We start from the raw sequence: 16,186 nt of genomic DNA, 5'->3' as shown, positions 1-16,186 counted from the left end.
TGCTCAATAATACTAAAAGACTTAAGCAATATATAATAACTGGAATTGTCGTAGCCAGTATAATGGGGTTTTCTGCCCGTTTAAATGCCCAAAAAGCTACTAACCAACCTGTTTTTTCCGAGGTAACTTACCAAGGAAACGATGCTTGGTACAACGACAATCCACTAGAAGAAAACGAGTTTTACAATCCTATTTTACAAGGATGTTATCCTGACCCGGCCATCACAAGAAAAGGAGATGACTATTATATGGTTTGCTCCTCGTTTGCCATGTTTCCCGGAGTACCCATTTTCCATTCAAAAGATTTAGTTAATTGGACAGATTTAGGGGGTGTTTTAGATGATATTACCGAGTTCAACCCTCATGATACTGGTATTAGTCAAGGTGTTTATGCCCCTGGGATAACATACAATCCCCATAATGATACCTTTTATATGATTGTTACTGCCTTTTCTGGCGGACTGGGAAATATCATTGTGAAAACAAAAGATCCGATGAAAGGATGGGGCAGTCCCATTAAACTTGGTTTTGGCGGAATTGACCCTTCCATTTTCTTTGATGAGGATGGTAAAGGTTATATTGTCCACAACGATGCACCGGACAGGGGCAAAGAACAGTACAACGGTCATCGTGTGATAAAGATTTGGGAATATGATGTAGAAAATGACAAGGTCATAGAGGGCACGGATATAATTATAGTGGATGGAGGTGTTGATATTACCGAAAAGCCTATTTGGATCGAAGCGCCACATATCTATAAAAAAGATGGTAGTTATTATTTAATGTGTGCCGAAGGCGGCACCGGTGGCTGGCACAGCGAGGTTATCTTTAAGAGCGACAACCCAAAGGGGCCTTATGTGCCGGCACCCAGCAACCCTATTCTAACGCAACGTTATTTTCCAAAAGACAGGGAAAACAAAGTAGATTGGGCCGGTCATGCAGATTTGGTTCAAGGTCCTGATGAAAAGTATTACGGTGTGTTTCTTGCCGTTAGGCCCAACGAAGAAAATAGGGTGAATACGGGGCGTGAGACTTTTATTCTTCCTGTGGATTGGTCCGGAGAATTTCCCGTTTTTGAAAATGGGTTGGTTCCTATGGAGCCTAAATTGAAAATGCCCGAAGGTATCACCAACAATACCGGCAAAGATGGGTTTGTTCCCAACGGCAATTTTACCTACACCGAAAATTTTACAAGTGATAACCTAGATTTTAGATGGATTGGTTTACGTGGGCCCAGGGAAGCTTTTATGAAAAAGGTAAAAAATGGTATGCAGATAACCCCGTTTGAAACCCAAATAAAAGAACTGAAGCCCACTTCCACACTTTTTTACCGCCAACAGCACAACAGTTTTTCTTTTACCACCACCATGAACTACAAGCCAAAGTCCGAAAAAGATCTGGCTGGAGTTACGGCTTATCAAAATGAAAATTCAAACTACGTTTTTGGGGTGACCAAAAAAGATAAGGACTACTATGTGATTCTTGAAAAGAACTATAAGCCCAACAGACGGGCCGAATTAAAATCTGAAATTCTGGCAGCACAAAAAATTGACTGGAACAATTCGATTGATTTAAAAATTGTTGCCAATGGCGATAAATATGAGTTTCAATTCGCTTTGAACGGAGCAGATTTTGAGCCTTTGGGTGGCACTGTATCGGGCGACATTTTGTCAACCGATGTGGCAGGTGGTTTTACAGGATGTTTATTAGGGCTTTATGCTACTACGACAAATGATGCCTCGCCTAAATAGAAAAATAAAAGGCTTTTAGTGATTAAAACTCCTGTAAAAGCAGTCGTAAAATTAAAATCCGATCAATGAAAAAAAATATTTTTTACCATATAGTTTTATTCATAGTATCATTTTCCTCTATAAATGCTCAGGAAATAATAAATCTATATTCTTCAGAAATTCCAAATTCAAAACCATCGGAAATAAAGGAATCTGGAGAAGGTATGTATCGAGATGTCACGAATCCAACATTAGAGTATTTTAAACCAAATCCAGAAAAAGCCAATGGAACTGCTATCATCCTAGTGCCGGGAGGTGGTTATAGCGTTGTTGTTTATCAAGGTGAAGGTGTGGGCAATGCCAAATCTTTGGCTGAACAGGGTATTGCCGCATTTGTATTGAAATATCGCTTGCCCAATGATGACATTATGGAAGACCGAAAAATTGGTCCGCTTCAAGATGCCCAACAAGCGATTAAATTGGTGCGTGAAAATGCTGAAAAATGGGGCATTGATGCTTCCAGAATTGGTATTATGGGCTTTTCTGCTGGTGGACATCTGGCCTCCTCTGCAGCAACCCATTTTGAAACATCTTATATTGATAATCCAAATAATACCAGTTTAAGGCCCGATTTCCAAATTTTAGTATATCCCGTAATCAGTATGACTCCTGATTTAACCCATGGCGGTTCACGTGATGCGCTTATTGGAAAAACACCCTCAGAAGACGATGTAACGTTATTTTCAAACGAACAACAAGTAAAAGAAAATACGCCTCCTGCCTATTTAACACATACTGCCGATGACACTACGGTAGATGTAGATAACAGCATTTCTTATTTTGAAAGTTTACGGCACCATAAAGTAGATGCTGAAATACATATTTACCCCAAAGGCGGGCATGGATTTATATTTAGACATCAAGGATGGATGGACCCATTGTTTGCATGGCTAAAGCGAAATGATTGGATGAAATAAACTAACTATATAAGTAACTATGAAAACTAAACAATTATTAATCTTCACCTTTATGTTGGCGTTGGCTTTTACGTTGCAAGCGCAACCTCCAAGAGGTCCATTTGTACGTTCGCCACAGGTGCATGATGACAAAACCGTCACTTTTGAGTACTTGGCTCCAAATGCTGAAAAAGTAGTATTGAGCGGACAGTTTTTAAGTGGCAGACCTGTTGAAATGACTAAAGGAGACCAAGGTATTTGGCGAACTACCGTTGGCCCAATTCAACCAGATATATATCCATATAACTTTATTGTAGATGGTACATCTGTAATGGATCCCGGAAATGTGGATTATTTTCCAAATGAAAGGTTTAAAGGCAGTATTTTATTGGTGCCAGGCGATGAACCGAGAATGTATGAGTTGAGGGATGTGCCTCACGGTGCTGTAACTTACGAATATTACCCTTCCTTGGAAGGTTCTTCGGGTTCCGTGGTAGTTTATACGCCACCAGGGTATGATGAATCACCTGATAAAAATTACCCTGTGTTTTATTTAATAAGTGGTACTACCGATACAGAGGAAACTTTTTATAAAGTTGGTAGAACCAATTTCATTTTAGATAACCTTATTGCAGAAGGTCTTGCCGAACCTATGATAGTTGTAATGCCTTACGGTAATACGGCAGCTAGAATTGCTGAACAAACTGGAGACGTAAAACCACAAGATCCGCCTCGCGATAGTGAAGCTTCAAACGCAAGAATGAAACAGATAGAGAACGATTTGATTAAAAATATCATCCCCTACATTGAATCTAATTATAGAGCCATTAAAGACAGAGAAAGCAGAGCCATTGCCGGTTTTTCAAGAGGTGGCGGACAAACACTAAGAATAGCTTATGGCAATATGGACACCTTTGCTTGGGTTTGTTCCTATGCTGCTTCATCTTCCCCAGAGGATATGGATACCGATTTTTTTTCCGTAAGTAGCAACCCAGAACAAACCAATAAAATGCTAAAATTGAATTGGGTGAGTGTTGGTAATTCAGATTTTATGTATAGACCAGTAATGGATTATATGAAGTATATGGATGAGCATAATATCAAGTTTCAAGGACTTGTCACTTCTGGCGGTCATACTTGGATGAACGTAAAGAAATTTGTAACCGAATCTGCTCAATTACTTTTTAAATAATCATCATGAAAAAAATTATACATACAGTCTTCATACTATTGATTTCGATTCAAATGGTGAACGCCCAGAGAGCCCCTAGGTTAAGTTCTCCTGATGTTGATAAAAACAACAATGTTACCTTTAGGTATTTTGCACCTAATGCTAAAGAGGTTTTGTTAAGTACAGAAATTGTTGCTGAACAAATTGCCATGAAAAAAGATGAGCAAGGTGTATGGACTACAACGATCAAAAAAGTCACTCCAGATATTTATCCGTATAGCTTTAAAGTTGACGGTATAGAAGTTGCAGACCCAAATAACACTTACGTTTTTGCCAACGAGCGTTTTAAAAGAAGTATTGTAGATGTTCCGGGGAATAAACCTTTGGCACACTCCCTTAGAGATGTTCCGCATGGTAAAGTGACTTACCGATACTATGATTCTAAAACATTAGAAACTACACGAAGAGTATTGGTTTATACGCCTCCTGGTTTCAATATGCAGGATAAAACAAAAAAGTATCCTGTACTTTATTTAATTCATGGTGGTTCGGATACTGAAGAAACTTGGACTAAAGTTGGAAAAGCCAATTTAATTGCTGATAATTTAATTGCCGATGGCAAAGCTACTCCTATGTTAATTGTAATGCCTTACGGGAATGTTCGTCCGGGGCCCATGCCAGATTTCACTAAAGATGTGATGAATGATATCATTCCTTTTATTGAAAGTAATTACCCTGTTTATACTGACACTGAAAATAGAGCAGTTGCTGGATTCTCTGTTGGTGGTGGCCAAACTTTAAACATTGGCCTTACAAACACAGACAAGTTCTCTTATATATTCTCATATGCACCTTACACTGCAACACGGGAATTTGCGCAAAACTTTACAAACTGGAACCCAGATGCAGAAAAAATAAACGAGCAATTAAAACTGTTCACCATCAGTATTGGTAAAGATGACTTTCTCTATGAAAGCGTTAAAGGCAACTTAGCCATGTTCAAAGAAAAGAAAATTGATGTGGAGCCTATTTTTGTTTCGGGTGGCCATACTTGGATGAACTGTAAATTGTATTTAACTCAATCACTTCAAAGAGTCTTTAAATAAAAATTAGTAAAACGAAAACCAAATGAAAAAACTAATTCGCTTTCATGTATATACTTTCCTTTTTTTGGTTGTAAATACATTGTATTCCCAAAATTCAAACTTTCATATTTATTTGAGCTTTGGTCAATCGAATATGGAAGGAAACGCTAGAATTGAGGCACAAGACACCGTTAACGTCAATGAGCGTTTTAAAGTACTACAGGCCCTAGATTGTCCGGACCTCAATAGAGAAATGGGTAAATGGTACACGGCAGTGCCACCCCTTAGTCGTTGCAAAACCGGATTGACACCGACCGATTATTTTGGCAGGGCGATGGTTGAAAAATTACCGGACAGCATAACAGTTGGGGTAATCAATGTCGCCGTTGGCGGATGTAAAATAGAACTGTTTGATAAAGATAAGACCAAAGAATACCTATTAACGGCCCCCGATTGGTTAAAAAACATGGCTAAAGAATACGATAACAATCCGTATCAACGATTGGTAGATTTGGCCAAAGTAGCTCAAAAAGATGGTGTGATCAAGGGTATTTTATTGCATCAGGGTGAATCGAACACAGGTGATTCGTTGTGGCCCAAAAAGGTGAAAATTGTTTATGACAACCTGATCAAAGATTTAGGTTTGAACGCCAAAGAAACTCCATTGTTTGCGGGTGAAGTGGTACATACCGACCAAGGTGGGGTTTGCGGCAGCATGAATGCTATTATTGCCACCTTGCCAGAGACCATGCCCAATGCTCACATTGTATCTTCTAAAGGTGTTCCGGATGCTAAGGACAACCTTCATTTTAATGCCGAGGGATACCGAATTTTAGGAAAAAGATATGCGACCAAGGTGTTCAATTTAATGAGGAACAGGGCGAACGATCCTGTAATGGTCAAGCACGCCCCAGTAGGTTTTGATGTGCCAAAAGCACAAATCAAAAAAGGAAAAATTGATAGTATAACCTACAAGTCAAAAACTGTGGGCACAACAAGAAAAGCTTTGGTGTACACCCCACCAGGTTTCAATAAAAGTAAAAGGTATCCTGTACTGTATTTGCTTCATGGTATCGGTGGCGATGAAAAAGAGTGGTATAACCAAGGTACGCCGCAGGTTATACTTGACAATCTATATGCCGAAGGTAAATTAGAGCCCATGATAGTGATTTTGCCCAATGGTAGGGCAATGAAAAACGATAGGGCCGAAGGCAATGTCTTCTCGGGCGATAAAGTAGCGGCTTTTGCCAATTTTGAAAAGGATCTGCTAAACGATCTCATTCCGTATGTAGAAAAGAATTTTGAAGTTTATAAGGATAGGGAACATAGGGCTTTGGCCGGCCTATCCATGGGTGGTGGTCAATCGTTGAACTTTGGCCTTACCAATTTGGATAAATTTGCTTGGATAGGCGGATTTTCTTCTGCGCCCAACACCATGGCCCCCGAGAAATTATTGATAGACCCCGCCAAAGCCAAAGAACAAATAAAACTACTTTGGATTTCTTGCGGGGACAAAGATGGCCTTATGCCGTTCAGTAAAAGGACAAGCGATTATTTTAGAGACAATGAAGTGTCCCATGTTTTTTATATAGAACCGGGAGGTCACGACTTTGAGGTATGGAAGAACGATCTGTACATGTTTTCGCAATTGCTTTTTAAACCGGTGAATAAAGGCAAATTTGATAAATACAGTGTGTTGGGTACGCCCGCTAGTACAAATATCAGAAGGTCGCAATACCCTCAAATATTGCCCGATAGCCGCGTCATTTTCAAGACCAAGGCACCAAACGCCAAGACCGTTCAGATTGATTTGGGCCAAGAGTATGATATGGATTTTGATGAAGAAGGGTATTGGTCGGTAACCACTGACTCCATTGGTGAAGGGTTTCATTATTATTCGTTGGTCATAGATGGTGTTGCCGTTGCAGACCCTGCAAGCGAATCGTTTTATGGTATGGGGCGAATGGCCAGCGGCATCGAAATTCCCTTTAAAGGAGATGGTTATTATGCCAAGACCAATGTACCTCATGGCGATTTAAGGGTCAACGAATATTTTTCGCAAGCGACGCAGTCATGGCGTCAAATGTACGTGTACACCCCACCCGGTTACGATGAGTCAGAAGAATCATATCCTGTCTTGTACCTTTTACATGGAGGCGGTGAAGACCAACGAGGTTGGGCGCAACAGGGTAAGACAAATTTTATAATGGACAATCTTCTTGCCGATAATAAGGCAAAACCCATGATTATTGCCATGATAGATGGTAACGTACCCAGTTCAGGATTCAATAGTGATGGCTTTGTAGCATTTGAAAATGAACTTTTAAAAGGTGTCATTCCTTTTGTAGAAAGCAAATACAAGGTCAAGGCAGATGCTAAGAACAGGGCATTGGCAGGGTTGTCAATGGGAGGCCTACAGACCTTACATGCAGGGGTTCACCACACCGATAAGTTTGCTTACTTAGGCGTATTTAGTTCGGGTTGGTTTGCCAATAATGAAAAGCTTTCCAAACCACAATATGATTATATGAAGGAGAATGTAGATACCATAAACAATAATCTGGAAAACTTCTTCATATCAATGGGTGGTGAAACCGATATAGCTTTTGAAAATTGCCAAGTGATGATGAAAAAGTTTGATGAAATGGGTATTAATTATGATTACAGCGAATACCCTGGTGGTCATACATGGCCAGTTTGGCGGCATGATATACATAAATTTGCTCAGATAATCTTCAATTCAGAAAAGTAAATTAATATATAAGTCTATAGATAGACAAAGTTTGCGAGATGTTTTGCGAACCTATGGTCAAGCATAGTTTAGAAGAGAATTCATTTTTTACTTTACAGACAACAGTAGTGGCCTAATTCTACTCTAATAGATTACCATTTGCATATTTATTAAATAAATCTTAAATTACAAATGTAATATTTACACTTTATTCTTGTTCGAGTTACTTTAAAAATCTTTACAGTGTCTTTATAGTGATCTGACCACGGTAATTATTTTATAAGTAAGCACCATAATTTTCTAAAATGTCGATTAGATTTGATGAACATAGAAAAGATTTAGAGCCATATGGCCTAACCTGTGAATTATTTCAGCCGCAAGTGATGGCTAAACAAGAACGCCATAATGAGTTAGAAATAAATTTTCTGCCAGATTGTTCTCTTACCTATTTAATAGGTAATAATGAATATCAAATACCTAAAGGTTCAATTGTTGCTTTTTGGGGTTTAATGCCGCATCAAGTGGTCAATTACTTGGGAGAAGATCCTTATTTTGTAGTAACAGTTCCATTCTCCATACTTGACGAATGGAAATTACCAAAAGATTTTCTTGATGCCATGTTTGATGGTGAGTTTATTAGTATTGCAGCCCCAAAAGACATTAAGTTCGAAAAAAAACGGTTCAAAAAGTGGTCAAAAGAATTAAAGCAAAACGAATCACAATTGAGTAGTGCTTGTAGCTTAGAAATTGGGGCCTATATAAAAAGATTTGCCCTTCAGTCTTTTTCTTCCGAGATAAACCTCAAGAATACACAACCAGCAGATATAAATTTGGTAGAACGTATGGCAATGTTCATAGCTGCCAATTTTACAGATTCGATACGGGTAAGTCATGTAGCAAAAGAAGTCGGCCTTCACCCAGATTATGCCAATTCTATCTTTAAGAAGGCATTTAGAAAGACTATTTCTGATTATATCATTACCCAAAGAATCTCATTTGCCGAGAGAAAGTTGACTGTCTCAAACGATAGTATTACCTCTGTGGCATATCAATCGGGTTTTAACTCTATATGTAGGTTTAATGTAGCCTTTAAAAAGAAAAATAAACTAACTCCAAGAGAGTATCGTAAAAAGCATCTTTTGGTTAAGTTGGCCAGCTGAAAATAAAGGTATATTCTATTTCTCACTTCAATCATTTTTTACAACAAAAGAAACGGCCATATATTATCTGATATATGGCCGTAAAATGAATATAGCTAACACAAAAAAACTAACATTTTCAAGTACTTTTTACTATTCTACGTCCCAAAAAACGCGATTAATCAAATTATCTCCTCCGATAGCAGCTACCGCGGCGGCGTAACTCTCTGAGTTTGCAGATCCTTCACGATCAGGATAAGACATTCTGTGGGCAAAACCATCACCCCCATTGGCTAATAGATTGTCATTAAAATCGTTTCTGCTCAAATCAGGAAAGCCTGATCTTCTAAAATTGGCAAAAACTTCGGTTCCGTTTCTAAAGTTTACGACCCAATACTGCGTGTTGATAAGTTCTAGAGCGTTGGCGGGGTCATAGGCCACCTCTGGTTGTTCTAGATAAGAGTCAACCTCTCCAGCGGGTATTGGCTCGGTATTCGGGTAAAGGGCGTAAATCTCCATATCAGCACTGATTCCTTCTTCATAATAACTTTGCGGACTGCCCGAAACCCAGCCTCGAAAAGCGGCCTCTGCCAATAATAACGAGGTTTGGGCATAGGTCACATAAAATGCTGGAGCCGCAGGAGAAGCTACTGCAAAAACATTAAGTTGCGCATAGTCAAGACCGGCTCCTTTTGTACCTCTATAGCCCAACGAAGTATCTGACAATTCAGCATCGGAAACACCCACCGGAACGCCAAATTGGTTTTCTAAAGTAGTGTCAGGGGAGCTTTCATTTGCAACGGCACCTGGATCGGTGTAAGTAGCTATCATATATTTTGCCCTGGGATCTTCTGTCTCTTTAAGATAATCGACAAAAGGTTCTGCAGCATAGTTAAAGAAAGAAAAATCTCTAAGCACATTATTATCTTCCCAAACATAGGTATTGCCATCATACTTTACATAGGCATTATCGCTATTTGAGGTCATTACCCCTCCAGAAAATGCTTCCGAAACGATAGATTCTGCTTTGGCAGGGTCTATTTTAGTATACCTCATACCCAGTCTCAATAGTAATGAGTTACCTAATTTCTGCCATTTGGCAACTTGAGCCGAAGCTGAACTTGTTGGGTTCTCACTACTACTTCCGTAAAAAAGGTCATCGGCTACATAGTCTCCATTCGGGTTGAGTGCGCCTATGGCAGTTGATAGTTCTTTATATAAATCTTCATAAATGGCCTGATCGCTATCATAGGTTGGAAAATATGTAATGTCACTTACGGCTTTACCGGCATCAAAATAAGGTACATCTCCGTATGTGTCTACCAAACCCATAAAAACTTGGGCTTTCCAAATGCGAATCATGCTTAGAAGATTGGTTCGGTCGGTATCTTCACCCAATAAGTTCATGGCTTGAACCAAGTTTCTTATCACTGAAGGGTATGATTCGTTCCATTTTGGATTATTGACTCCGTCGATATCCTCATTAAAATTAAAGCCTAATGTGGCACCTTGGTTATAGGGGTTTACGAACTGTTGCACTATCGTATGTTCGGCTGTCCAGTTACCTATATGACTTCTTTGAGCGCCTGCAAACAATAGTGCCGGGTCAACTTCTGTTACCGCATAAGGGTTCGTGTTTACTTCAACGAAATCTTCATCACATCCGCTTATAAGCAGACAGATAAATGCTAATGGAATTATATATTTTGTCATTTTTATTGTTCTAAAATTTAACATTTAGGCTGAAATTAAAGTTTCGGGTCGTCGGTAATGCCGAATTTTCATATCCTGCCCTAAAATCGCCAGAAGACTGGATTGCCTCTGGGTCAAGACCCGGTAGGTCTTTATATAGAATGGCCACATTACGACATGAGGCCGCTAAGGTTAGACCTTTTAGAAATTGAAGGTCTGATGATTTTCTGATAAAATCGGTAAAATCATAGGCTAACGATATGCTTCTTAATTTTACAAAGTCAGATTTGTATGTAAAAGGATCTCCAATTTGAAGGTTGCGATAGTCGGCATAGAATGATTGCAGGTTGGTGACCGCAGTGGTGTTTGGCTGACCGTTACTTTCGTACACACTGTTGGGTACTATAATTCCGTTTTCACCATCTCTACGACCTTCCAACGACATAATCGAATGACCTTGACGCAACATATTCAAATGAGTGGAGGATAGAACGGTTCCACCGAACTTATAATCGACCAAGAAGCCGAACCTAAAATTTTTGTATTCAAAATCGTTGTTCCAGCCACCTACATGTTTTGGTATTGAACTACCAACAGGCAAAAACCCATTGGTATCCTCCGCTCCCGGGGTTTCGCCATTGGTGGCGAGAATTCGACCGTCATCGCTTACCAATACTTGACCGCTTTCGTTTCTTCTAAAAGTTCGGGTGTATAATTGGTTCATGGCCATACCTTCGGTATATCGTAGCTCTCCTAGGAATTCATTGCCCGTACCATTAAAATAAATCAATAAGATGGTTCCGCTATCGTTTCCTACATCCAACACCTCGGTCGATAGATAGGCGTTGTTCCAAGAGGTCGTCCAGCGAAAGTCGTTAGTTTGTATTGGAGTACCTTCGATGAGCGTTTCTAGACCACTGTTCTTCAAGGATGCCAGATTCTGTTTAGAATTATCGTACCCTGAAGCGTTTGAAAGGGTCACGTCTAATATTTGATCGGTGGTAACCTTATCAAATGCTGCGATATCGAAACGCAAACGGTTGTCAAGTAATCTCATCTCTAAGCCTATCTCTTTTTCGGTCACGGTAAAAGGCCTTAAGAAGGGGTTAGGGGCGAATGTGCCCGATACGCCCGCAGTTGTCTGCCCATTAAAGGGAGGGTTGATGGTATAGTTAAGTATACCTTCAAATGTACCTACACCATTGGCACTACCAACTTCTGCCCAAGACGCCCTTACTTTTCCGTAGTTGAGCCAGTTGGAATCTTTTAAGAATTCAGAAAATATCAAACTACCTGAAACTGAAGGATAAAAAACACCGTTGTTTTCAGGGTTCAATACAGAAAACCAATCTTGTCTTCCGGTAAAATTCACATATACAAGATCATTGTAGCCGAATTCGGCCAGACCGTATAATGAATTGATTCTGAATCGGCTAAAAACATAGGGTTGAAAACCTGCTTCATCTGTTTCAAAGTTAGTTCCGTTCTTGATTGAATAAAGGTCGGGAACTACGAACAATCTGGAGTATTGAGCGTTTCTTTGAAATTGAGAACGCCAGGTATTACCACCAAAACTGGCATCAATAGAAAGTTTGCCGAACTCTTTACTGGCACCTAATAAGAAATCTGCATTAATGTCTGTTGATTGATTTTGTTGAATATCATAACGACCTCTGTAAAAACCGGTATCACCTTCTAAAGTAGTAGTGGCTCCTGCGCCGTTCAACTCGTTCCATTCCATTAAATTGGTGGCATAGTCATAGTTATAACGCCCTTGCAAATAAAGCCAATCCAATATATCATATCTAAGCGTTGCCGTTCCTAAAAGTCTTTTTCTATTATCGTTAAAGAATTGATTCTTTTGTAATTGATAGTAAGGATTATTAATCGTGCCTAAAAACCCATTCGTACGTAATTCTGCTCCCGTAATAGGATCGATTGCACTTTGTTGGAAGGCTTCAATCGGGACAGATACCGTCATTCTATTAAAGAAGTTGGTTGCACCCGGGCCTTGGGTACCGATTTCGGGCGGATTGATATTTTCTTCGTTGGTATAATTCACGTTCAAAAGCATGTTCAGCTTTTCGGTAACGTTGTAGTTGATGCCAACATTAAAGATTCTCTTTCTATATTCATTTGATGGTTGAATGCCTTTCGCATCGGTATTGGCAAAAGATGCTCTAAAGCTCCCATTTTCATTACCCCCCGAAAAACCGATTGTATTAGTAATATTTGTTCCGGTTCTTAGAAAATCGTGAAGCTTTGAAGGATACGCCGAATAAGGTCTGTTTACACCATCAAAATTTACGGTAGGTGCTCCATCCAGTCTTTCCCCAAAACCAAATTGACCGGTACTTTGCGCCTCACCTTGAGTTTGTGGCCGAACACCTCCTGTACCTTGCCCGTACATTGTTTGTTGTATTTCATCCAAAAAATCCAATGCTTGTGAAGAGGTATAGCTAGAAGTAAACTCGAGACCTATACCTTGGTCGAACTTACCTGATTTCGTAGTGATGATAACGGCCCCGTTTGCAGCTCTTGCACCATAAATAGCTGCAGCGGTGGCCCCTTTCAGTACGGTCATACTTTCGATATCATCTGGGTTTAAGTTCTGTAGGTTATCCCCTAAATCCCTTGAATTTCCACGCCCATCAGCTCCTCTTGCGCCTTGATCGATAGGAAGGCCGTTAATTACGAATAATGGTGAATTACTTGCACCTGCAAAAGCGGCCTGCCCACGTAATCGTATTTGCATACTACCTCCAGCACCGGATGAAGGCGGTGATATATTTAGACCGGCAACCTTACCTTCTAATGACTCCATCGGGTTCACGGTTCTTGTTTTTGTAAGTTCTTCTGTCTGAACCGATGTCACGGCATAACCTAATTTTTTTGAATCTTTTCTGATACCTAGACCGGTCACCACAACTTCGTTCAACGAAGTTACATCTGTCTCAAGGCTAACATTGATAGTTGACTGTTGGCCCACGGTTACTTCATGTTTTTTATAACCGATAAATGAGAATACGAGTACGCTGTTCGGGCCAGATACATTGATTGTGTAATTACCATCGAAATCAGTGGTGGTACCGTTGTTGGTGCCCTTTTCAATAATCGTTACCCCCAGAAAAGGCTCGCCAAATTCATCTTTAATCTGACCGGAAACAGAGGTTTGAAAATCATTTTCATAGTTTGTGATGCGATTGTTGTGCGGAGTTGAATCAATTTCGGCTAAGCTGCCGGCCATTGCGTCAGAGTATGTCAGGAATACAACACACCACAATAAGCAATAGTTCTTCATAGTAGTTTAATTTAGTTATTAAATAGTTTTAGTTTTTTCGAAAGACGCCAAATCTCAAAAGAGACTGGATTGTGGTGTCATTCAAAAGAGTTGAGAATTATTACGAAAACATCAAAACCGATATGACACTATAAATTAGTGTTTTTTTTACACTTAATTTTGAAAAATGATGTCCTGATTTGAATATTTTCACTGCTAACAAAGTAGTGGAAGAATTAAGAAAGAAACCAATTATATTTTTTGCAATACTTATCGTTTTCCTAGATGTTGAAAAAAAAGCTATTAAATTTCAAGGAAAATGATAATTTTTAGGGCTAAAAAAAATATTATTCATTATTCTTGACTTCGCATTCAAATAGGTCTCAGTTAAAAATTACTTAAGACATTATATCTGTTTGCCTATTTAAGACTTTTCAAAGTATTTATTCGATAATTAATATGAATTATACATGTCTAGACATATGAATAATCATTCTGTGAGTTTACAGCTTCTAATCGCTATTTTTTTGTTAATGGGTTGCAATACCTTAACTGTACCAAAATGGAAGGAAGAAAATGACAAACTTATAGCAAAGTACAATCTTGAACCAAAAGAGCTACGTGATACGAAAAATAAGGTTAAGGCTAGTTCGGAAGCGGGTAAAAAAATAAGTTTTGATAGCATGAAAACCTTAGAGTTATACCCGGGTGTAAATGCAAATTTTTTTTGGGGTAATGGGGCTTTGGTGAATATTTTGACTTTAGAGCCTAATTCGATTATTGCTAGAGAAGAACTACCAGAAAGTAGATTTCTTATAATGGTGGAAGGTACGATAGAATTATCGGACGGAAATAAAACCAAAAAATTGGTAGCCATTGAGCGAGAAGAAGCAGACGGAACACATAGTGGTACCCCAAGAACCGACTTTATTTTTCAAAAAAGAAATAGTGTAAGTGAAATAAGGGCCGGTGAATTAGGGGCTCAACTGGTTGAGGTGTACAACCCAGTAAGATTAGATTATCTCGAAAAACTGGGTATTTCTAGCAGCGTAAAATCAACTAAAACTAAAGACGCATACTTAGAGCCCTCTATCGTGCCTAACAAGATCTATGATCTGTACGATATACAGCTGAGTAAAATAAGCGAGGGTGCCTTTTCACGTATTGTATCGGCCGGTAACATGCAACTTAGTTTTGTCTCATTACAACCGAATACCACAGCCAGAGCACATATTCATCCTGAAGAACAATTGACCTTTGTGCAGCGTGGAAGTCTTGAACAAATGGTTGTAGGTGAAGAGCATGCTCTAAAGACAAACGATGCAATTTACGTCGCTGGTAATATGGTTCATTCATCAAAAGCTGGAGAAGTAGGTGCCGACATGATGGATGTTTTTGTTCCAATAAGGGAAGATTATGTAAAAAAGCAAGAAGATGCATCGAAAAGGTTTTTGCAGATTATTCCTAAAAATGCCAAACTAGAACTACTTATAGACGGATCTGAAGCTGAACCTCATTTAACCTTTAGCGAAGGCCCGAAATGGCTGAACGGTAAAGTTTATTTCTCTAATATGTATTTTGATGAAAATTGGAATGCCGACCCTAAAAAAAGTTCGATTGTAGAAATGAGTGGCGATGGGTCCTTGAGAAATATTTCACAGGGCAAAATGCAAACTAACGGATTGTACCCCTATAAAAACGGTAACTTATTGGTATGCGATATGATCGGTCACCGTGTTCTCGAGATGACTACCACTGGCGAAATAGTAAGGGTCATAGTAGATAGTTATAATGGTAAACCAATCGATGGTCCTAATGATATTATTACCGATTCAAAAGGTGGAATCTACTTCACCGATCCGCAATTTACGATGGAAGCTGAGAAATTTCAACCGGGTAGGGCAGTATATTATGTCTCTAATAAGGGTGTAATTAGCAGAATTACTTCACCGAACGAGTTTGCGATGCCGAACGGTATTTTACTTTCGCCCGATGGCAAAACCTTATACATCAATAATTGTTATGATGATGAATCTTGGTACCCAGTCGACAGCGACAAAGAGAACTTTATTTGGGCTTACGATGTCTATGAAGACGGCACCATTTCTAACGGTCGAAAATTTGCCGAACTTTTGTTGACCGATAATGTACTAGAAAGAAAAGGTAAATCTTCGAGTGCCGATGGTATGGCAATAGACAAGAACGGCAATATATATGTCGCTACCTATTACGGTGTTCAAATTTTTGATGCCAAGGGCTCTTTTGTGGGTATGATCAACTTACCTTCTTTTCCTGTAAGTCTGTGTTTTGGTGATAAGGATATGAAAACGCTTTATATAGTAAGCTATGACAAGGTTTTCAAAATACGTACCAATATGGAAGGATATATCAATTATCTATAA

General features: G+C 39.2%; 9 protein-coding genes. 7 read left to right on the top strand and 2 right to left on the bottom strand.

The window, feature by feature from the left end:
• Positions 1-62 precede the first annotated feature (62 nt).
• The 6 genes from IL355_RS10880 to IL355_RS10855 all read left to right on the top strand — a co-directional run bounded on the left by IL355_RS10880 (position 63) and on the right by IL355_RS10855 (position 8,833).
• Positions 63-1,751, top strand: a complete 1,689-nt coding sequence (locus IL355_RS10880; protein WP_225621223.1) for a glycoside hydrolase family 43 protein — start codon at positions 63-65, stop codon at positions 1,749-1,751.
• Between the two features lie 65 nt (positions 1,752-1,816).
• Positions 1,817-2,707: an alpha/beta hydrolase gene (locus IL355_RS10875; protein WP_192462158.1), complete on the top strand. Its 891-nt coding sequence runs from the start codon at positions 1,817-1,819 to the stop codon at positions 2,705-2,707.
• Between the two features lie 19 nt (positions 2,708-2,726).
• Positions 2,727-3,878 (top strand): esterase, encoded by a 1,152-nt coding sequence (locus IL355_RS10870; RefSeq protein WP_192462157.1) that lies wholly within the window; start codon positions 2,727-2,729, stop codon positions 3,876-3,878.
• 5 nt (positions 3,879-3,883) lie between these two features.
• Positions 3,884-4,963 carry an esterase gene (locus IL355_RS10865; RefSeq protein WP_192462156.1) on the top strand — a complete coding sequence of 360 codons (1,080 nt, stop codon included), beginning with the start codon at positions 3,884-3,886 and terminating at the stop codon, positions 4,961-4,963.
• 22 nt (positions 4,964-4,985) lie between these two features.
• Positions 4,986-7,694 carry an alpha/beta hydrolase-fold protein gene (locus tag IL355_RS10860; RefSeq protein WP_192462155.1) on the top strand — a complete coding sequence of 903 codons (2,709 nt, stop codon included), beginning with the start codon at positions 4,986-4,988 and terminating at the stop codon, positions 7,692-7,694.
• Positions 7,695-7,978: 284 nt separating this feature from the next.
• Positions 7,979-8,833 (top strand): helix-turn-helix domain-containing protein, encoded by an 855-nt coding sequence (locus IL355_RS10855; protein WP_192462154.1) that lies wholly within the window; start codon positions 7,979-7,981, stop codon positions 8,831-8,833.
• 132 nt (positions 8,834-8,965) lie between these two features.
• On the opposite strand, the gene IL355_RS10850 is transcribed toward IL355_RS10855, so the two are convergent.
• Together IL355_RS10850 and IL355_RS10845 are read right to left on the bottom strand one after the other, a co-directional pair.
• Entirely contained in the window at positions 8,966-10,525 is a 1,560-nt protein-coding gene (locus tag IL355_RS10850) for a SusD/RagB family nutrient-binding outer membrane lipoprotein (protein ID WP_225621203.1), read from the bottom strand.
• A 10-nt stretch (positions 10,526-10,535) separates the two neighbouring features.
• Positions 10,536-13,751: a SusC/RagA family TonB-linked outer membrane protein gene (locus IL355_RS10845; protein ID WP_192462153.1), complete on the bottom strand. Its 3,216-nt coding sequence runs from the start codon at positions 13,749-13,751 to the stop codon at positions 10,536-10,538.
• Positions 13,752-14,266: 515 nt separating this feature from the next.
• Between IL355_RS10845 and IL355_RS10840 the strand changes: the two genes are divergently transcribed.
• On the top strand, positions 14,267-16,186 hold the full coding sequence (locus IL355_RS10840) for an SMP-30/gluconolactonase/LRE family protein (protein ID WP_225621202.1): 1,920 nt from the start codon (positions 14,267-14,269) through the stop codon (positions 16,184-16,186).

Origin of the sequence: Euzebyella saccharophila (genome assembly GCF_014855495.1) — a bacterium.
GTDB classification, from domain to species: domain Bacteria; phylum Bacteroidota; class Bacteroidia; order Flavobacteriales; family Flavobacteriaceae; genus Euzebyella; species Euzebyella saccharophila.
This window is presented reverse-complemented; position numbering and strand designations above follow the sequence as displayed.